At 70.7% G+C, this 19,619-nt stretch carries 19 protein-coding genes; 16 read left to right on the top strand and 3 right to left on the bottom strand.

Features of this window, described 5'->3' with window-relative positions:
- Positions 1-65: 65 nt before the first annotated feature.
- From argS to prfA, 8 genes are all read left to right on the top strand, one after another.
- Positions 66-1,766 (top strand): arginine--tRNA ligase, encoded by a 1,701-nt coding sequence (gene argS, locus FPT20_RS04950; RefSeq protein ID WP_158863158.1) that lies wholly within the window; start codon positions 66-68, stop codon positions 1,764-1,766.
- Positions 1,767-1,778: 12 nt separating this feature from the next.
- Positions 1,779-2,570 carry an LmeA family phospholipid-binding protein gene (locus tag FPT20_RS04955; protein ID WP_158863160.1) on the top strand — a complete coding sequence of 264 codons (792 nt, stop codon included), beginning with the start codon at positions 1,779-1,781 and terminating at the stop codon, positions 2,568-2,570.
- Between the two features lie 154 nt (positions 2,571-2,724).
- Positions 2,725-4,140, top strand: coding sequence for a diaminopimelate decarboxylase (gene lysA / locus FPT20_RS04960; RefSeq protein WP_158863162.1), 1,416 nt, complete (start codon positions 2,725-2,727; stop codon positions 4,138-4,140).
- Entirely contained in the window at positions 4,137-5,510 is a 1,374-nt protein-coding gene (locus FPT20_RS04965; RefSeq protein WP_158863164.1) for a homoserine dehydrogenase, read from the top strand. The genes lysA and FPT20_RS04965 overlap by 4 nt, the downstream gene beginning before the upstream one ends.
- Entirely contained in the window at positions 5,510-6,616 is a 1,107-nt protein-coding gene (gene thrC, locus FPT20_RS04970; RefSeq protein ID WP_158863166.1) for a threonine synthase, read from the top strand. The genes FPT20_RS04965 and thrC overlap by 1 nt, the downstream gene beginning before the upstream one ends.
- The gene (gene thrB / locus FPT20_RS04975) at positions 6,613-7,587 is read left to right on the top strand and encodes a homoserine kinase (RefSeq protein ID WP_158863168.1); all 975 of its coding nucleotides are present in this window, start codon (positions 6,613-6,615) and stop codon (positions 7,585-7,587) included. The genes thrC and thrB overlap by 4 nt, the downstream gene beginning before the upstream one ends.
- 240 nt (positions 7,588-7,827) lie before the next feature.
- Positions 7,828-10,083, top strand: a complete 2,256-nt coding sequence (gene rho / locus FPT20_RS04980; protein ID WP_158863170.1) for a transcription termination factor Rho — start codon at positions 7,828-7,830, stop codon at positions 10,081-10,083.
- A 102-nt stretch (positions 10,084-10,185) separates the two neighbouring features.
- A complete protein-coding gene (gene prfA, locus FPT20_RS04985; protein ID WP_158863172.1) occupies positions 10,186-11,262 on the top strand; it encodes a peptide chain release factor 1 in 1,077 nt (358 codons plus the stop codon).
- Positions 11,263-11,274: 12 nt separating this feature from the next.
- Here prfA and epsC read toward each other — a convergent pair whose 3' ends face one another.
- Positions 11,275-11,847, bottom strand: coding sequence for a serine O-acetyltransferase EpsC (epsC, locus tag FPT20_RS04990; protein ID WP_158863174.1), 573 nt, complete (start codon positions 11,845-11,847; stop codon positions 11,275-11,277).
- Positions 11,848-11,852: 5 nt separating this feature from the next.
- Positions 11,853-12,791: a cysteine synthase A gene (gene cysK, locus FPT20_RS04995; protein WP_158863176.1), complete on the bottom strand. Its 939-nt coding sequence runs from the start codon at positions 12,789-12,791 to the stop codon at positions 11,853-11,855.
- 122 nt (positions 12,792-12,913) lie between these two features.
- On the opposite strand from cysK, the gene prmC reads away from it, so the two are divergent.
- The gene (gene prmC / locus FPT20_RS05000) at positions 12,914-13,786 is read left to right on the top strand and encodes a peptide chain release factor N(5)-glutamine methyltransferase (protein WP_158863178.1); all 873 of its coding nucleotides are present in this window, start codon (positions 12,914-12,916) and stop codon (positions 13,784-13,786) included.
- Positions 13,787-13,807: 21 nt separating this feature from the next.
- Here prmC and FPT20_RS05005 read toward each other — a convergent pair whose 3' ends face one another.
- On the bottom strand, positions 13,808-14,470 hold the full coding sequence (locus FPT20_RS05005; RefSeq protein WP_233265391.1) for an HAD-IA family hydrolase: 663 nt from the start codon (positions 14,468-14,470) through the stop codon (positions 13,808-13,810).
- Positions 14,471-14,486: 16 nt separating this feature from the next.
- Between FPT20_RS05005 and FPT20_RS05010 the strand changes: the two genes are divergently transcribed.
- The 7 genes from FPT20_RS05010 (at position 14,487) to FPT20_RS05040 (ending at position 19,611) form a co-directional block, all read left to right on the top strand.
- Positions 14,487-15,212, top strand: coding sequence for an L-threonylcarbamoyladenylate synthase (locus FPT20_RS05010; RefSeq protein WP_158863180.1), 726 nt, complete (start codon positions 14,487-14,489; stop codon positions 15,210-15,212).
- A 1-nt stretch (position 15,213) separates the two neighbouring features.
- On the top strand, positions 15,214-16,467 hold the full coding sequence (locus FPT20_RS05015) for an MraY family glycosyltransferase (protein ID WP_158863182.1): 1,254 nt from the start codon (positions 15,214-15,216) through the stop codon (positions 16,465-16,467).
- Positions 16,464-16,967: a hypothetical protein gene (locus FPT20_RS05020; protein WP_158863184.1), complete on the top strand. Its 504-nt coding sequence runs from the start codon at positions 16,464-16,466 to the stop codon at positions 16,965-16,967. Before FPT20_RS05015 ends, FPT20_RS05020 begins: the two co-directional genes overlap by 4 nt.
- Positions 16,968-17,159: 192 nt before the next feature.
- On the top strand, positions 17,160-17,957 hold the full coding sequence (gene atpB, locus FPT20_RS05025) for a F0F1 ATP synthase subunit A (protein ID WP_158863186.1): 798 nt from the start codon (positions 17,160-17,162) through the stop codon (positions 17,955-17,957).
- A 51-nt stretch (positions 17,958-18,008) separates the two neighbouring features.
- On the top strand, positions 18,009-18,230 hold the full coding sequence (gene atpE / locus FPT20_RS05030; RefSeq protein WP_158863188.1) for an ATP synthase F0 subunit C: 222 nt from the start codon (positions 18,009-18,011) through the stop codon (positions 18,228-18,230).
- A 35-nt stretch (positions 18,231-18,265) separates the two neighbouring features.
- Positions 18,266-18,820, top strand: coding sequence for a F0F1 ATP synthase subunit B (locus FPT20_RS05035; protein ID WP_158863190.1), 555 nt, complete (start codon positions 18,266-18,268; stop codon positions 18,818-18,820).
- Positions 18,820-19,611: a F0F1 ATP synthase subunit delta gene (locus tag FPT20_RS05040; protein ID WP_158863192.1), complete on the top strand. Its 792-nt coding sequence runs from the start codon at positions 18,820-18,822 to the stop codon at positions 19,609-19,611. The genes FPT20_RS05035 and FPT20_RS05040 overlap by 1 nt, the downstream gene beginning before the upstream one ends.
- Positions 19,612-19,619 lie beyond the last annotated feature (8 nt).

Genomic DNA, 19,619 nt, shown 5'->3' on the forward strand with positions numbered 1-19,619 from the left:
ATGACCTTATCAAGCCCAGCCGACAGGAGAGGGAGGGGCACGGCCGCCCGGTAGAATCGATGGCTATGACTCCCGCTGACCTCTCCGCCGCCCTGCTCGACATCGTGACGACGGTGGTCGAGCGGCGACGCGGCGCGGGAGAGGGCGCGGAGGACGGCGCGGCGGGGCTCTCGCTCTCCGTCGAGGATGTCCCCCTGGAGCGTCCCAAGAACCGCGAGCACGGCGACTGGTCGAGCAACGTGGCCATGCGGCTCGCCAAGCGCGTCGGCGCGAACCCTCGCGACCTCGCCACCGAGATCGCCGAGGCGGCCGCCGGGATCGAGGGCGTGTCGTCGGCCGAGGTCGCCGGCCCCGGGTTCATCAACTTCCGGCTCGACGCGGCCGCCGCGGGCCTCCTCGCCAAGACGATCGTCGAGTCGGGCGAGGAGTACGGCCGGGGCCACCTGTACGACGGCCTCCTGGTGAACCTCGAGTTCGTCTCTGCGAACCCGACGGGCCCCATCCACATGGGAGGCGCCCGCTGGGCCGCTGTCGGCGACAGCCTCGCCCGCATCCTGCAGGCCGAGGGCGCGGACGTGACCCGCGAGTACTACTTCAACGACCACGGCTCCCAGATCGACCGCTTCGCGCGGAGCCTGCTGGCGGCCTATCTGGGCGAGCCGACGCCGGAGGACGGCTACGGCGGCGCCTACATCGCCGAGATCGCCTCGGCGGTCGCCGAGCGCTACGACGGCGATCTCGCCACGCTCCCGCGCGAGGAGCAGCAGGAGGTCTTCCGGTCGCTCGGCACGCAGGCGATGTTCCAGGAGATCAAGGACCGCCTCCACTCGTTCGGCGTCGACTTCGACGTCTACTTCCACGAGGACTCGCTGCACGCCTCCGGCGCCGTCGAGCGTGCCATCCAGCGGCTCGACGAGCAGGGCCACATCTTCGAGGCCGAGGGCGCCATCTGGCTGCGCACGACGACGTTCGGCGACGACCGCGACCGGGTCATCGTCCGGTCGAACGGCGAGCCGGCCTACATCTCGGGCGATCTCGGCTACTACCTCGACAAGCGCGAGCGGGGCTTCGAGCAGAACATCATCATGCTGGGCGCAGACCACCACGGCTACGTGGGCCGCATGATGGCGATGGTGGAGGCGTTCGGGGACGTCCCGAACGTGAACCTCCAGATCCTGATCGGCCAGATGGTCAACCTCGTCAAGGACGGCGAGCCGGTCAAGATGTCGAAGCGCGCGGGCACGATCGTCACGCTCGACGACCTCGTCGACGCGGTGGGGGTCGACGCGGCCCGGTACGCCCTCGTGCGCTCCTCGACCGACTCGCAGCTCGACATCGACCTCGATCTCCTCAGCAAGCGCAGCAACGAGAACCCGGTCTTCTACGTGCAGTACGCCCACGCGCGCACCCGCTCCGTGGCGGCTAACGCCGAGAAGGCGGGCGTTGACCGGAGCGCGTTCCGGCCGGAGCTCCTCACGCACGAGACCGAGAGCGCGCTCCTCGGCGGTCTCCAGGAGTTCCCGCGCGTGGTGGCGCTGGCCGCCGAGCTGCGCGAGCCCCACCGGGTCGCGCGCTACATCGAGGAGCTCGCCGGGCTCTACCACGCGTGGTACGCCGTCCGAGACGGCTCCACGCGCGTCCTGCCCCACGGCGACGAGCCCGTGACCGACCTCCACCGCACCCGGCTGTGGCTGAACGACGCGACCGGCCAGGTGATCCGCAACGGGCTCACCCTGGTGGGGGTGTCGGCACCCGACCGGATGTGATCGGATGGTCCGATGATGACCCAGCAGACCGTCGCCCCGAGTGAGCCGGTCTCCCGGCGCCGGAAGCGTCCCGTGTGGCTGCGTGTGCTGCTCTGGGTGGTGATCCCGGTCGCCGTCCTCGTCGTGCTCTTCGTGGTCGCCGATGCCGCCGTGCGCGCCTACGCCGAGAAGCAGGTGTCCGCGGAGATCGAGAAGAACCTGCCGCAGGACGTCTCGGGCCCGGTGTCCACGCACATCGGGGGAGTCTCCGTCATCCAGCAGTACCTGGCCGGTTCGTTCGACCGCGTCGAGCTCGATGCCCCCCACCTGACCGTGAAGGGCGCGCCGCTGAGCGCCTCCGTCGTGGCGACCGGGGTGCCCGCCGACTTCTCGAAGCCGATCGCGAAGGCACGGGGCACGCTCGAGGTCTCGCAGGACTCGCTGAACAAGCTCGTCCAGATCCCGGGTGCCACCGGCGACATCACGCTCGGCGCCGGCACGGTCGGGTACGACGGCAAGATCGACCTCCTCGGGCTCCCGGTCGGGTACACGGTCACGGCGAAAGCCCGCGCGGCGGGCGAGCAGGTGCTCCTCGAGCCGCAGAAGGCCTCCCTCAAGACCGGGACCGGAGACGTCAACCTGACCCGGCTGCTGCAGGCGCTGACCTCGCAGGGGCCGTTCCCGGTGTGCGCGGCGCAGTACCTCCCGGACGGCGTCACCGTGAACGACATCCACATCTCGCAGGGGCACGCGACGGTCGTCTTCGGCGCCTCCGACTTCGTTCTGAACGACCGGTTCCTCGGCAGCAAGGGCAGCTGCAGCTGACGTCCGGGGTGCTCAAGGTCCCGCTGCCGTAACACGGCTCAACGCCGCCGTGCGCCCCGGCTAGACTTCCCGTACATCTCCACCGGCTTCAGGGGCCAACCCGGGTCCGCTCGCCAGGGAGGCCCCCACTCGTTCGCCACCCGTGAGGTTCCCTATGGCATCGAATCCGCTCGCGCCCTCGTGGCTGCCCGTCCCGGAGGACGCCAACGCGCTGGTCCCGTCGCTCTGGGCGCGCACCGTGACCCGGTCCGAGGGCGGCCTGACCGTCGGCGGCGTGCGAGCGGAGGAGCTGGCGGAGCGTTTCGGCACCCCGCTGTACGTCATCGACGAGACGGAGGCGCGGGAGCGCGCGGCCGAGGTGGTTCGCGCTTTCGAGTCCGCTTTCGCCGAGATCGGCACGGCCGCGCGCGTCTACTACGCGGGCAAGGCGTTCCTCTCCATCGAGTTCGCCCGCTGGATGGCCGAAGCGGGGCTGAGCATCGACGTGTGCAGCGGAGGCGAGCTCGCCGTGGCCCTCGCCGCCGGCGTCGATCCCGGGCGACTCGGCTTCCACGGCAACAACAAGTCTCCGGCTGAGATCGACCGGGCCGTCGCCGTCGGGGTCGGCGCCGTCGTCATCGACAACGTCCAGGAGATCGACCGCGTCGCGGACGCGGCCGAGCGGCACGGTGTCGTCCAGAGCGTTCGGCTCCGGGTGAACAGCGGCGTGCACGCGCACACCCACGCCTTCCTCGCCACGGCCCACGAGGACCAGAAGTTCGGCATCGCCCTGGAGGATGCGGCCGACGCCGTGGCCCGCATCCGGTCCCGCTCGTCGCTGGCCTTCCGCGGCCTCCATTGCCACATCGGTTCCCAGATCTTCGGCGCCGACGGCTTCGCCGAGTCCGCGGCCCGGCTGCTCCGCCTGCATCGGGAGCTCCTCGCCGGCGGCGACGTCCCGGAGCTCAACCTCGGCGGCGGCTTCGGCATCGCGTACACGGTCGCCGACGACCCGGCCCCGATCGAGGAGCTCGCGCGCCGCATCGCCGAGACCGTGGCAGCCGGGTGCGAGGAGCTGGACATCCCGCTGCCGGTCGTCGCGTTCGAGCCGGGCCGCTCCATCGCCGGAACCGCCGGGCTCACCCTCTACACGGTCGGCACGACCAAGGACGTCCGCGTGGCGTACCAGGACGACGGCGAGACCGCCGTGCGCCGCTACGTCAGCGTCGACGGCGGCATGAGCGACAACGCGCGCCCTGCGCTCTACGAGGCGCAGTACTCCGCGCGGATCGCCAACCGTGTCTCCTCCGTCGAGCCGGAGCTCGTCCGCGTGGCCGGCAAGCACTGCGAGAGCGGCGACATCGTCGTCGACGCCGAGTACCTCCCAGGCGACATCCGTCCCGGCGATCTGCTCGCGGTCCCGGCGACCGGCGCCTACTGCTGGGCGCTGTCGAGCAACTACAACTACCTCGGCCGTCCGCCGGTCGTCGCCGTGCGCGACGGCTCGGCGCGCGTGATCGTGCGCGGCGAGACCGAGGCCGACCTGCTGGCACGGGATGCCGCCTACGAAGGAGAGAAGGCCGAGCGATGATCGAGTACCGCAACCTCCGCGTCGCGCTGCTGGGCGCCGGGTCGGTCGGCTCCCAGGTCGCCCGTCTCCTCCTGGAGCAGGGCAACGAGTTCGCCTCGCGCATCGGGGCCCGCCTCGAGCTCGTCGGGATCGCCGTGCGCGACCTCGACGCCCCGCGCGACGTCGACCTCCCGCGCCACCTGCTGACGACCGACGCGAGCTCCCTGATCCTCGGTGCCGACATCGTCGTCGAGCTGATGGGAGGCGTCGAGCCCGCCCGCGGCTACGTGCTGGAGGCGCTCACCTCCGGCGCCGACGTCATCACCGCTAACAAGGCGCTGCTCGCCACCCACGGCCCCGAGCTCTTCGAGGTGGCCGAGCAGGTCGGTGCGCAGCTGTACTACGAGGCCGCGGTGGCCGGCGCGATCCCGATCATCCGTCCGCTGCGCGACAGCCTCGCCGGCGACCGCGTCGACCGCATCCTCGGGATCGTCAACGGGACGACGAACTTCATCCTCGACCGCATGGACGCCACCGGGGAGACCCTCGCCGACGCCCTCGCCGCGGCCACCGAGCGCGGCTACGCGGAGGCGGACCCGACCGCCGACATCGGCGGCTACGACGCGGCGCAGAAGGCCGCGATCCTGGCGAGCCTCGCCTTCCATACGACCGTTCCTCTGGACCGCGTGTACCGCGAGGGCATCACCGCGATCACCAAGGAGCAGGTCGACGCCGCCCGTGAGGCCGGCTCCGTGATCAAGCTGCTCGCGATCTGCGAGCGGCTGACCGACCCCGAGACAGGGGAGGAGGGCGTCTCCGCCCGCGTCTACCCGGCGCTGATCGACCGGGAGCACCCGCTGGCCGCCGTGCGCGGCGCGCACAACGCGGTCTTCGTCCAGGCCGCCGCAGCGGGCGACCTCATGTTCTACGGCGCGGGCGCAGGCGGCGTCCAGACGGCCTCCGCCGTGCTGGGCGACGTGGTCTCGGCCGCCCGTCGGCACGTCGTCGGCGGTCCGGGCGTCGCCGAGTCGACGCACGCCGACCTGCCCGTGCTCGACATCGGCCGCGTGGTGACCCGCTACCAGATCACCCTCGAGGTCGAGGATCAGCCCGGCGTCCTGGCCGCGGTGGCCCGCATCCTGAGCGACGGCGGCGTCAGCGTCGAGACCGTGCAGCAGTCCGTGCCCGCCGGGACGCCCGGCGTCGTCATCGCCGGCGCGGCGTTCACCGGGCCCGGCGCCCCGATTCACGGCGGTGCAGCAGCCACCGCTACCCTGGTCATCGGCACCCACTCCGCCGAGGAGGCCGCCCTGGCGGCCACCGTCGAGGCGCTCGCCGCGAGCGACGTCGTGATCGCCATCTCTTCCGTTCTCCGAGTCGAAGGATCGTAATGCCCGCGAAGACCTACAGTCGTCAGTGGCGGGGCGTGCTCCGCGAATACGCGGACCGTCTGAACATCTCCGAGGCGACGCCGATCGTCACGCTCGGCGAGGGCGGCACGCCGCTGATCCCCGCTCCGGCGCTGTCGGCGCGCACCGGCGCCGACGTGCACGTGAAGTTCGAGGGCATGAACCCGACCGGGTCGTTCAAGGACCGCGGCATGACGATGGCGATCTCGAAGGCCGTGGAGCACGGCGCGCAGGCGGTCATCTGCGCGTCGACCGGCAACACCTCCGCGTCGGCCGCCGCCTACGCCACGCACGCCGGCATCCAGTCCGTCGTCCTGGTCCCGGAGGGCAAGATCGCGCTCGGCAAGCTCAGCCAGGCGATCGCCCACAACGCCCAGCTCCTCCAGGTGCAGGGCAACTTCGACGACTGCCTCGACATCGCGCGCGACCTCGCCACGAACTACCCGGTGCACCTCGTCAACTCTGTGAACCCGGACCGCATCGAGGGCCAGAAGACGGCCGCGTTCGAGGTCGTCGAGGTCCTCGGCGACGCGCCCGACTTCCACATCGTGCCCGTGGGCAACGCCGGCAACTACACCGCGTACCACCGCGGCTACACCGAGGAGCTCCAGCGCGGTGAGGCCACCCGGCTGCCGCGCATGTTCGGCTTCCAGGCGGCCGGCAGCGCCCCGATCGTCCTCGGTCACGCCGTGAAGAACCCGGACACGATCGCCACCGCGATCCGCATCGGCAACCCCGCGTCGTGGGAACTGGCCCTCAACGCGCGCGACGACAGCGAGGGCTACTTCGGCGCGATCGACGACGCCAAGATCCTGGAGGCGCACCGCATCCTCTCGGCCGAGGTCGGCATCTTCGTCGAGCCGGCGTCCGCGATCAGCGTCGCCGGACTCCTCGAGCGCTCCGAGGCGGGTGCGATCCCGGCCGGCTCGACCGTGGTGCTCACGGTGACCGGCCACGGTCTCAAGGACCCGCAGTGGGCGCTCCGCACCGCCGACGGCTCCGAGGTCGAGCCCACCGTCGTCCCCGTCGACACGTCGGCCATCGCCGACGTGCTCGGTCTCCGCGCGAGCGCGGGGGCCTCCGCGTGAGCTCGGCCGCCGGCGCGTCCCCGGAGGCTCTCCGCGGCCGCTCGGTGTCGGTGAAGGTTCCCGCGACCAGCGCCAACCTCGGTCCCGGGTTCGACACGCTCGGCCTCGCCCTCGCTCTCTACGACGAGCTCGAGGTGTCGGTGCGGGACGAGCCCGGCGCGACCGTCGAGGTGATCGGCGTCGGTGCGGGCGAGGTCCCGACCGACGAGTCGAACCTCGTCGTCCGGGCCATCGCGCACACGTTCGAGGCCGTCGGCGTGCCGCTGCCGGGCCTCCACCTGGTGGCTCGCAACAACATCCCGCACGGCCGCGGCATGGGGTCGTCGGGTGCGGCGATCGTGTCCGGAATCATGGCCGCCAAGGGCCTCCTCGAGGGCATCGTCGAGCTCGACGCCGACCGGCTGCTCGCCCTCGCCAACGACATGGAGGGCCACCCGGACAACGTGGCGCCCGCCCTGTTCGGCGGCCTCACCATCGCCTGGGTGACCGAGACCGGACCCCGGTTCAAGAAGCTCATCGTGCACCGCGGTGTCTCGCCGCTCGTGCTCGTCCCGGAGCACGTCATGTCGACGGCCCTCGCGCGCAGCCTCCAGCCCGAGTCCGTCCCGCACGAGGACGCCGTCTTCAACGTCTCGCGGTCGGCGCTCCTCGTCGCCGCTCTGATCCAGAGCCCGGAGCTCCTCCACGCCGCCACCGAGGACAAGCTCCACCAGAGCTACCGCGCCTCGGCGATGCCGGAGACCGACCGGCTGATCACCCTCCTGCGGGCGAACGGCTTCGCGGCCGTCGTGTCGGGAGCCGGGCCCTCGATCCTCGTTCTCGGGAGCGACCCGGGCCAGCGGCTCGAGGCGGCCGACCTGGTCGCCCGCGAAGCGCAGACCCGGTGGCAGCCGCTCATGCTGGCGGTCGATTTCAAGGGTGCGACGGCGACGCTGCACGAGGCCGCGCCGGCCGACGCACCGGCGGCCTGACGTCACGCGCGTCACGGCCGAAGTGCTAAACTGGACGAGCACCCGTGAAGACCGCGTCACGAGCGAATCTCGCTTCCGGGTGATCTCCTAGCAATCATGCCGTCACTCCTGCCTGCATATCCGGATGCCCGGGTTGCGACGTCCCGCGGATCAGAACGCCGGACGTGAAGGCGGTTCACGTGACGAGTGCTCCACAGACGACGCGCAGAGAGCGCGTTACGGGGAAAGGAATCCTCTTCAGTGACTGATGTCGAACTCCACGCCGGGGGCGTGGACACCAGCGACCTGACCTCGCTCAAGGTGGCGGAGCTGCAGGCTCTCGCCGCCGAGCTCGGGCTCCAGGGCGCCACCCGGCTCCGCAAGGGCGAGCTGGTCGCGGCGATCGCGACCGCCCGTGCCGCGGGCCAGACCGAGGGAGCCGAGGCCTCCGCGGCCGACGCTTCCGCCGACCACGCGACCGCCGCCTCCCAGGTGCTCGTCGAGCCGCTCATCGCCGAGCCGCTCAGCGCCGAGCCCACCGTGGGCGAGGCGGTGCTCCCGTCGCTCGACGCGCCGGCCGCCGACACCGCGGCCGCCGACACCGCGGCCGCCGACACCGCGGCCGCCGACCAGGTCGCCGCGGGCCAGCCGGTCGCGGGCGAGGCCCCGCAGGGCCGCCGTCGCGGCCCGCGCCGCGCCACCAGCCCCGATGGCACGGGAATCGCCGCCGGCTCGCACCTCAACTCCGGCAGCACCGGGGTCGAGTCGCTCATCCCGGATGTCGACGCGCTGCTCGACTCCGCTCTCGCCTCCCGCGAGCAGGCGCGCGGTCAGCAGAACGGCGACGAGCGCGCCGGGCAGGGCGGCCGTCGTCGCCGCGGCCGCGGGCAGGCCCAGAACGGTCAGGCCGAGTCGGAGCAGCAGCAGGCCGCCGACCAGGGTCCGTCCGCCGAGACCGAGACCGCTGAGGCGGAGCGCGCGGGCGACCAGTCGCGCGGCGAGCAGTCCCGCGGCGACCAGTCCCGGGGCGAGCAGCAGGGCGGTGAGCAGGGCGAGCAGCAGCAGGGCCGCGGTCGCCGCAACCGCAACCGCAACAAGAACGGCAACCAGGGCGACCTGGGTCAGGCCGGACAGCAGGGCCAGGGTCAGAGCGCCCAGAACCAGGGCCAGCCGAGGGACCTCCAGCAGGGCGGCGGCCAGCAGGGCGAGCAGCAGAGCCGCTCGCAGGGCCCCCAGCAGCAGCAGGAGGGCGAGCGCGGGCGGTTCCGCGACCGCAACCGCAAGCGCCGCGGTCCCGGCCAGGACGAGTTCGAGCCGGAGCTCACCGAGGACGACGTCCTCATCCCCGTTGCCGGCATCCTCGACGTGCTCGACAACTACGCGTTCGTGCGCACCACGGGCTACCTTCCGGGCGCGAGCGACGTCTACGTGTCGCTCGGTCAGGTCAAGAAGTACAACCTCCGCAAGGGCGACGCCGTCGTCGGCGCCATCCGCCAGCCGCGCGAGGGCGAGAACAACAGCCGCCAGAAGTACAACGCGCTGGTCAAGGTCGACAGCATCAACGGCCAGACCATCGAGGAGGCGGCGGCCCGCGTCGAGTTCGGCAAACTGACCCCGCTCTACCCGCAGGAGCGCCTCCGTCTCGAGACCGAGCCCTCCAAGGTGACCCAGCGGATCATCGATCTCGTCGCCCCCATCGGCAAGGGCCAGCGCGGCCTCATCGTCGCGCCGCCGAAGGCCGGCAAGACGATCGTGATGCAGCAGATCGCCAACGCGATCACGACCAACAACCCCGAGGTGCACCTCATGGTCGTCCTGGTGGACGAGCGCCCGGAGGAGGTCACCGACATGCAGCGCACGGTCAAGGGCGAGGTCATCGCCTCCACCTTCGACCGTCCCGCGGAGGACCACACCACGGTCGCCGAGCTCGCGATCGAGCGCGCCAAGCGCCTCGTCGAGCTCGGCCACGACGTGGTCGTGCTGCTCGACTCGATCACGCGCCTCGGCCGCGCCTACAACCTGACCGCTCCCGCCTCCGGCCGGATCCTGTCGGGCGGCGTCGACGCCTCCGCGCTGTACCCGCCGAAGCGCTTCTTCGGCGCGGCTCGCAACATCGAGCACGGCGGGTCGCTCACCATCCTCGCGTCGGCTCTCGTCGAGACCGGTTCGAAGATGGACGAGGTGATCTTCGAGGAGTTCAAGGGCACCGGCAACATGGAGCTCCGCCTGTCGCGCCAGCTGGCCGACAAGCGCATCTTCCCCGCGGTCGACGTCAACGCCTCCGGCACCCGCCGCGAGGAGATGCTGATGGGCCAGGACGAGGTCAAGATCACCTGGAAGCTGCGCCGCGCCCTCGCCGGGCTCGACCAGCAGCAGGCGCTCGAGATCGTCCTCGGCCGCCTGAAGGAGACCTCGAGCAACGTCGAGTTCCTCATGCAGGTGCAGAAGTCGATGCCGGCACCGTCCAACGGTCACGGCACCGCGCACTCGCACGGCCACGAGAACGACCACCGCTAGCCGACGAAGCGCCCGTCCGCCGTGCCCCGAGCACGGCGGACGGGCGCTTTTCCCATGTCCGGGCGGTTCCGTCCGGAGCCCGCGCCACCCGGAGGAGGACCGATGTTCGAATCGGTGAACACGCTCATCGCCGAGCACGACGATCTTCAGCGACAGCTGTCCGATCCCGAGCTGCACAGCGACCCGGTCCGATCGAAGCGCGTGAACCGGCGCTACGCCGAGCTGTCGCGCATCGTCGCCGCCTACAACGAGTGGAGGCAGCTCTCCGACGACCTCGACGCGGCGCGTGAGCTCGCCACGGAGGACGCCGCCTTCGCCGACGAGATCCCCGGGCTCGAGACGAGCCTCCAGGAGGCGGCCGAGCGCCTCCGCCGCCTGCTCATCCCGCGCGATCCCAACGACAGCCGCGACGTCATCATGGAGATCAAGATGGGAGAGGGCGGCGCCGAGTCCGCGCTGTTCGCCGGCGACCTGCTGCGCATGTACCTCCACTACGCCGACTCGAAGCGCTGGAAGGCCGAGATCATCGAGCAGACCTCGAGCGACCTGGGCGGCATCAAGGACGTGCAGGTGGCCTTCAAGGGGAACTCGACCGATCCGGCCGAGGGCGTCTGGGCCCACCTCAAGTACGAGGGAGGGGTGCACCGCGTCCAGCGCGTCCCCGCGACCGAGTCGCAGGGCCGCATCCACACCTCCGCCGCCGGCGTCCTCGTCTTCCCCGAGGTCGACGAGCCCGAGGAGGTCGAGATCAACCCGAACGACCTCAAGATCGATGTGTTCCGCTCCTCCGGTCCGGGCGGCCAGTCGGTCAACACGACCGACTCCGCCGTGCGCATCACGCACCTCCCCACCGGCATCGTCGTCTCGATGCAGAACGAGAAGAGCCAGCTGCAGAACAGGGAGGCCGCGATGCGCGTGCTGCGCGCGCGACTCCTCGCGCGCCAGCAGGAGGAGGCCGACGCCGAGGCGGCCGAGTTCCGCAAGGGGCAGATCCGGACCATGGACCGGTCGGAGCGGATCCGCACCTACAACTTCCCGGAGAACCGGATCGCCGACCACCGCACCGGTTACAAGGCGTACAACCTCGACGCGGTGATGAACGGCGCGCTCGACCCGGTCATCGAGTCGTCGATCCTCGCCGACGAGGAGGCGCGTCTCGCCGATCTCGGCACCGACTGACCCCGTGGGGGGTCAGATGTAGAGCGCCGGGTCGAGCCAGTCGTCGCCGGGGATCTGCTCGTGCCCCGACCGCGGCCGGGCGCGCGCGGGCACGCCGGTGAGCACCGACTGCGGGGGCGCGTCATGCGTCACGACCGCGTTCGCCCCGATCACCGAGTGCTCGCCGATCGTGATCGCGCCGAGCACCTTCGCGCCCGCGCCGACGGTCACGCCGTCATGGACGGTCGGGTGCCGCTTGCCGTGGCCGCTGCCCCGTCCGCCCAGCGTGACGCCGTGGTACAGCATGACGTCGTCGCCGATCCAGGTGGTCTCGCCGATGACGACGCCCATGCCGTGATCGATGAAGAACCGGCGGCCGATGCGGGCCCCCGGGTGGATCTCCACCCCGGTCAGGAAGCGGGTGAACTGGGACAGGAGGCGCGCTGGCGTCCGGAAGCCCGCCCGCCAGAGCCGGTGCGCCACCCGGTAGGACCAGACGGCGTGGAGGCCCGAATAGGCGGCCGCGATCTCGAAGCTGTTCCGCGCGGCGGGGTCGTGACGGCGCGCGTTCCGGATGTCCTCGCGCAGCCGCGAGATCAGCGGCACCGCCGTCAGTCCAGCAGGTCGGCCCAGAGAGCCGTCGAGATGTAGCGCTCCCCGGTGTCGCAGACGATGGCCACGATGGTCTTGCCGGCGTTCTCGGGGCGCTTCGCGAGCTGCAGGGCGGCCCAGATGATCGCGCCCGACGAGATGCCCGCGAGGATCCCCTCCTCGCTGGCGAGCTTCTTAGCGACGTCGATGGCGTCCTCGAAGGCGACATCGACGACCTCGTCGTAGATCGTGGTGTCGAGGATCTCGGGGACGAAGTTCGCACCGAGGCCCTGGATCTTGTGCGGCCCGGGCTTGCCGCCGTTGAGGATGGGGGAGTCGGCCGGCTCGACGGCGACGATCTTCACCCCCGGCTTCCGCTCCTTGAGCACCTGTCCGACGCCCGTGATGGTCCCGCCGGTGCCGACGCCGGCGACGAAGATGTCGACACCGCCGTCGGTGTCGTTCCAGACCTCCTCGGCGGTCGTCGCGCGGTGGACCGCCGGGTTGGCGGCGTTGGCGAACTGCTGGGCCCAGATCGCGTTCTCGGTGGACGCGACGATCTCCTGGGCCTTCTCGACCGCGCCGCGCATGCCCTCCGGGCCCGGGGTGAGCACGATCTCCGCACCGAAGGCGCGCAGCAGCACGCGGCGCTCCTTGCTCATGGTCTCGGGCATCGTCAGGATCACCTTGTAGCCGCGTGCCGCGCCGACCATCGCCAGCGCGATGCCCGTGTTGCCGCTCGTGCCCTCCACGATCGTGCCGCCCGGGCGCAGGGCCCCGGACTTCTCGGCGGCGTCGATGATGGCCACGCCGATGCGGTCCTTGACGCTTCCCGCGGGGTTGGCGAACTCGAGCTTCGCCAGCACCGTCGCGTCAACGCCCTCGGTGAGGCGGTTCAGCTTGACGAGCGGGGTCCGCCCGACGGTTTCGGTGATGTTCTCGTAGATCTGACCGGACATGGGCCCTCTTCCTCGGGTCGTCGCACAACGGTGATGGGGGAACGCCTCACCACTCTAATCAACCCCGCCGGGGGCGCCAGTGTGTTACGTCCGACGGCGCCGGCCGGTAGGCTCTGTCGGCGATGCCTCCCGAAGAACCGATCACCGTCCGCGGGCTGCGCGACGCCTCCATCGAGGTCCTGGCCCGGGCCGGGGTGCCCGACCCCGACGTCGACGCGGAGCTGCTCCTCGGGCACGTGCTGGGCGAGAGCCGCGGCCGCGTCCAGGCGCTGAGCGTGATGGAGGCGCCGATCAGCGCCGACGACGCCGGCCGCCTCCGCGAGCTCGTGGAACGCCGCGCCGCCCGGGAGCCCCTGCAGCACATCACCGGCCGCGCCCCCTTCCGCTCGCTCGAGCTCGCCGTCGGGCCCGGCGTCTTCGTCCCGCGGCCGGAGACCGAGCAGGTGGCGCAGTTCGCGATCGACGCGCTGGGCGCGGTGCCGACGGCGCAGCCCGTCGCGGTCGACCTCGGCACCGGCAGCGGCGCCATCGCGCTGGCTCTCGCGACCGAGGTGCCCCATGCCCGGGTGTTCGCGGTCGAGAACTCGCCGGAGGCCTTCATCTGGGCCCGGCGGAACATCGAGGCGACGGGGGCGTCGAATGTGCGTCCCGTGTTCATCGATCTCGCCGACGCCCTCCCCGAGCTCGACGGGACCGTCGACGTCGTCATCTCGAACCCGCCCTATGTGCCCGACGATGCGATCCCGCGCGACCCGGAGGTGCGCCTCCACGACCCGCGCGCGGCGCTCTACGGCGGCCCTGACGGGCTGGATGTCGTGCGGGTGATCTCCGGCGTCGCCCGGCGTCTGCTGCATCCCGGGGGCACGCTCGTGCTCGAGCACGGCGAACATCAGGGCGCTGCGATCCGCGAGCTCCTGACGGCCGACGGCTGGCGCGCCGCCGCGACGCACCGCGACCTCACCACGCGCGACCGGGCGACGACCGCACTCCGCTGAGGCGACCCGGCCCGGCCCGCGTCAGCGCTCGCGGGAGGCGAAGGCGTGCATCGCCTCGCGCATCGCCTCGGTGTCGAAGGTCCCGTCGTCGCGCTTCACGAGCCGGTGGGCGTGCATCCCGGCGTCGCGGGCGCCCTCGACGTTGGCGAGCGAGTCGTCGAACAGGATGGCGTCCTCGGGGCGCACGCCGAACCTCCCGAGCGCGCGGGTGTAGATGCGCCGCTCCGGCTTCCGCGCGCCGAGCACCGCCGACACGAGGTCGTTCCCGCCGAGCACGCCGACGATCTCGGGGCAGAGGACCGGCAGCGAATCCTTGAACGGGATCGGGTTGTTCGACAGCAGCGACACCGTCCCGAGACCGGCCGCCTCGTGGAGCGCGTCGATCGAGCCGGGGATGGGAGTCATGGCCGACCGGCGCGCCTCCTGCCACTGCTCGAGCGTCAGGTGAGCACCCGTGACGTCGGCGAACGCGGCGAGGTAGTCGTCGGTGGTCGGGTACTCGCCGATCTCGGCCGCGCGCTCGTGGCCGCCCGCCCACCAGCCGGAGGCGAGCCGGTATTGGCTCACCCCGCTCAGCTCGGCGAGCTTCGGCAGCCGCCGATGGAAGTCGTAGTCGTAGAGCGTCTTGTCGCAGTCGAAGAAGTAGACGTCCATCGCCGTCCAGTATCCCCCGGGGAGGCTCAACTATCATTGACCCGTCATGTCAGCCATCTTCGATTGCTCCGTCGAGTCCGAGCTCCTCACCGGCATGCGCCTCGCGCGCGGCGCGATCGGGCGCGGCGAACTCGTCGTCATCCCGACCGACACGGTGTACGGCGTCGCCGCCGACGCCTTCAGCCCCGCCGCGGTGCAGCGGCTGCTCGACGCGAAGGGCCGCGGCCGGCAGTCCCCGCCGCCGGTGCTCGTCCCCGGCATCCCGACCCTCGCAGCCCTGGCCGAGACCGTGCCCGCCGAGGTGGAGGCGCTGGTCGAGGCGTTCTGGCCCGGCGGCCTGACGATCGTGCTCCCCGCCTCCCCGTCCCTCGTCTGGGATCTCGGTGAGACGCGGGGGACCGTCGCCCTCCGCATGCCGAAGGACACCATCGCCCTCGAGCTGCTGTCCGAGACGGGCCCGCTCGCGGTCTCGTCGGCCAACCTCACCAGCCGACCCGCGGCGCGCACGGCCGCGGAGGCCCAGGCGATGCTCGGCGACTCCGTGTCGGTCTACCTCGACGGGGGAGAGGCCGGGTCGGCGTACGACCGGGTGGAGGGCAAGGACTCGTCGTCGACCATCGTCGACGCCACCGCGCTCGCGCCGGGGGCCGGGAGGCTGCGCATCCTCCGCCACGGGGTCATCTCCGACGAGCGTCTGCGCGAGGTCGTCGGGGACGCCCTCGCCGAGCCGGAGGCCGCCCCCGTCGAGGGCGCCTCCACTACGGACAGCTGACGTGACCCTGCTCCTCGCGCTGGCGTTCATCTCGGCGGTCATCACCTTCGGGATGTCGTTCGTGGTCTACAAGCTGGCCATGCGCTACAAGCTGTATCCGAAGATCCGCGAGCGCGACGTCCACACGCGGCCGACTCCGCGCCTGGGCGGCGTGGCGATGTTCCTCGGCATCCTCGTGGCCTTCGGCGTCTCGTGGGCGCTGTCCAGTCAGTTCGGCGTCCTCGGACTGATCTTCTCCGACATGGGTCCGATCTTCGCGATCCTCGTCGCGTCCCTCCTCATCGTCGTGCTCGGCGTGATCGACGACCTGTGGGACCTCGACTGGATGACCAAGCTGGCCGGCCAGTTCGTGGCCGCCGGGATCATCGCCTGGCTCGGCGGCGTCCAGATCTACTCGCTGCCCATCGGGGGCGTCACCGTCGGCTCGCCCATCATGAGCATCGTGATCAGCCTGTTCGCGATCGTGCTCGTGATGAACGCCATCAACTTCATCGACGGCCTGGACGGCCTGGTCGCCGGCGTCGCCCTCATCGCGAACGGCGCCTTCCTGATCTACACGTACCTCCTCCAGCGCGAGATCAGCCCGCTCAACTACTTCAGCCTCGCCGGCGTGATCGCCGCGATTCTCGTCGGCGCCTGCGCCGGGTTCCTGCCGCTCAACTGGCACCCCGCGAAGATGTTCATGGGCGACGCCGGCGCGCTGCTCATCGGGCTGCTCATGGCCACCTCCGCCATCTCGGTCACCGGGACCATCGACCCGCAGTCGCTGCAGACGCTCGGGCGGCACTCGCTGGTCCCTGCGTTCATCCCGATCATCCTGCCGTTCGCGGTGCTCGTGGTGCCGCTCCTCGACTTCGGGCTCGCCGTCGTCCGCCGCCTCCGCGCGGGCAAGTCGCCGTTCAGCGCCGACCGGAAGCACCTCCATCACCGGCTGCTCGACATGGGCCACACGCACCTGCACGCGGTCCTCATCTTCTACGCGTGGACCGCCGTGCTCTCGATCGGGTGCCTGCTGTTCTTCTTCGACCCGTACTGGATGGCCATCGTCTTCATCGCGGTCGGGCTCGTGATCTGCGCGGCCTTCACCCTGGCGCCGCTCAGCCGCCGGAAGGCCACCGAGGCGGTCGCCGAACTCGCGCCCGCCGGGAGCGAGGAGGCGCTGGAGACCGCCCACTACGACCAGCTCGACGCCGCGAGCGAGCGAACCCACGCCGGGGCGCCCGGCCCTGCCGCATCCGACAAGGAGACACGATGACCGAGCCCACCGACGGAGGGACCGCGCCCCAGCCGGCCCGCCCCTCCGGACCGGTCCAGCAGCCGACATCGACGCCGGTCCTCAAGGACGTCCTGAAGTACGGCCTGATCATCGCCGCGGTCATCGCCGTGGTCGGCATGGTGCTCGGCGGGGTCTTCGCGGGCTGGATCGGGGTCGTCAGCGCCCTCATCGGGACCGTGATGGCCGCCGTGTTCCTCGGCATCACCGCGCTCAGCATCCTGATCGCCAACCGGTTCATCGGCTCCGACCTGTTCGTCGGGCTCTTCTTCGGGATCGTCATGGGCGGCTGGATCGTGAAGTTCGTCCTCTTCCTGGTCCTCGCCGTCGTGCTGCGCGATCAGCCGTGGATCAACCCGCCCGTGCTCTTCCTGAGTCTCATCGCGGGCGTCATCGGGTCGCTCGTCGTGGACATGATCGTGGTCTTCCGGTCGCGCCTCCCGTACGCCAGCGACGTGACCCTTCCGGGTGAGAAGCGCTGATGCGTATCCGATTCGTTACCCGTTGAAAACTCTTGTAGAGTTATCAGTGATCCCCCACCCGTACCGCGCCCGAAACGCACCACTGCCCGTCACCGGGCATGATCGGGCGCGAGTGGAGGGTGTCCACCGTTCGTCGCCGCGAGAGCTCAGCTCGACGCCCCGAAACAGGAGATAGCGCTGTTAGCTAACGCTGTGAACCTGCTGGTCCAGGCCGCAAGCTCCAATGATGGAGGCTTCCAGGGCCCGTCGATCAACGAGTTCTTCCCCCCGACCCTGTTCACCATCGGTGGCCTCGAGTTCAACCGCATCACGCTGGTCCGGATCATCTCCACCGTCGCGCTGATCGTGATCTTCTGGCTCGGCACCCGCAAGATGAAGCTCATCCCGGGCCGGTTCCAGTCGGTGGTCGAGATGGGCCTCGACTTCGTCCGGGTCAACATCGCGGAGGACCTCCTCGGCCGCAAGGACGGCCGCCGGTTCCTGCCGCTGCTGACGACGATCTTCTTCATGGTGCTGTTCTTCAACATCACCGGCATCATCCCGTTCCTCAACATCGCCGGCACCGCGATCATCGGGACCCCGCTGGTGCTCGCCATCGCGTCGTACATCGCCTTCATCTACGCGGGCGTGAAGAAGAGCCCCGGCAACTTCTTCCGGAACGCACTGTTCCCGCCCGGCGTGCCGTGGTTCCTCTACATCCTCGTGACGCCGATCGAGTTCGTCTCGACCTTCATCCTGCGTCCCATCACGCTGACGCTCCGACTCCTCATGAACATGGTCGTCGGCCACCTGCTGCTGGTGCTCTTCTTCACCGGCACCGCGTTCTTCGTCTTCACGCTGAGCGGGCTCTGGTCGCTCTTCGGCGTGGTGACCTTCGCCTTCGGCTTCGCCTTCTCCCTGTTCGAGATCCTGGTGGCCGTCCTCCAGGCCTACGTCTTCGCGCTGCTCACGGCTGTCTACATCCAGCTCGCCGTCGCCGAGGAACACTAATTACGATTCGCGCAACCGCACGGATCGCCATCACGGAAGGAAATACATAACGTGGACATCGCTGCTATCAACGGCAACATCGCCACCGTCGGTTACGGCCTCGCGGCCATCGGCCCGGCCATCGGCGTGGGCTTCGTGGTCGGCAAGACGATCGAGGGCGTCGCCCGCCAGCCCGAGCTGGCCGGCCGCCTCCAGGTCCTGATGTACATCGGTATCGCGTTCACCGAGGCGCTCGCCTTCATCGGTATCGCCGTCGGCTTCATCTTCCAGTAAGCCGTCCTCTTTATCCCACCCCGTAAGGAGGAACGATGCTCAGTAGCGTCGTGATGGCCGCGACGGAGGAGACGCATAACCCGCTGATCCCCGCGTGGCCGGACATCGTCGGCTCGCTGGTCTGCTTCATCATCATCCTCATCTTCTTCTGGAGACTCGTGCTCCCGCGCATGAAGAAGCTGCTGGACGAGCGCGCTGAGGCGATCGAGGGCAACATCGCCAAGGCGGACGAGGCGCAGCACAAGGCCGAGGCCCTGCTCGAGGAGTACACCGCCCAGCTCGCCGACGCGCGCGCCGAGGCCGGCAAGATCCGCGAGGCGGCTCGTGCCGACGGGCAGAAGATCGTCGCCGAGGCGAAGGAGACCGCTCAGGCCGAGGCCGCGCGCGTCACCGCCGCCGCGCAGGCGCAGATCGAGGCCGAGCGCCAGTCCGCTCTCGTCTCGCTCCGCAGCGAGGTCGGCTCGCTCGCGATCGACCTCGCCTCGGGCGTGGTCGGCGAGGCGCTGACCGACGACAAGAAGTCGCAGGCCATCGTCGACCGCTTCCTCGCGGACCTCGAGGCGAGTGAGAAGGCCGGGTCGAGCAACTGATGGGAAGCGCCACCAGAGAAGCGTTGGCCCGCTCCGTCTCGGCTCTGTCCGACCTGGGGTCCAAGGCCGATCTGGCGACGGCTGAGGACCTGTTCGCAGCAGGGCGGGTCGTCGCCGACTCCGCTCAGCTCCGGGCGGTCATCAGCGATCCCTCTGCCGATCCGCAGGGCAAGGCGGCGCTGGTCAAGCGCGTCTTCGCCTCGCTCTCCGCGCCGGCCGTCGAGTTGCTCACCGTCATCGCGTCGGGCCGCTGGTCCGCGCAGGAGGACGTGCTCGCCGCGATCGAAGAGGTCGGCATCCGTGCCATCGCGGCCTCCGCGCCCCGCAACGTCGACATCGTGAGCGAGCTGCTCGTGTTCGGAGGCGCCGTGACCTCCGACGCCCAGCTCGAGCTCGCGCTGCGCAGCAAGCTGGCCGCGCCGGAGGCCAAGGCCGCGCTGGTGGGCCGCCTCCTCGACGGGAAGGCCTCCCCGCAGACCGTGGCGATCGCACGCCAGCTCGTGCTGCAGCCGCGCGGTCGCGGGATCCGCGAGTCGCTGCGCGAGGCCACGCGCCTCGTGGCCGCGCAGGGCGGGCACACCATTGCGACCGTCGTGACCGCACGACCGCTCCCGGCCGAGCAGGCCGAGCGCCTGCGCGCAGCGCTCTCCGGCACCTACGGCGACCTCACGCTCAACGAGGTCGTCGACCCGGCCGTCCTCGGTGGACTGCGCGTCCAGGTCGGCGACGACGTCATCGACGGCACCGTCGCCTCGCGCCTCACCGACCTCAGACTTCAGCTGGCGGGCTGACCGCCTCA

Source organism: Leifsonia sp. AG29 (genome assembly GCF_009765225.1).
GTDB lineage: Bacteria > Actinomycetota > Actinomycetes > Actinomycetales > Microbacteriaceae > Leifsonia.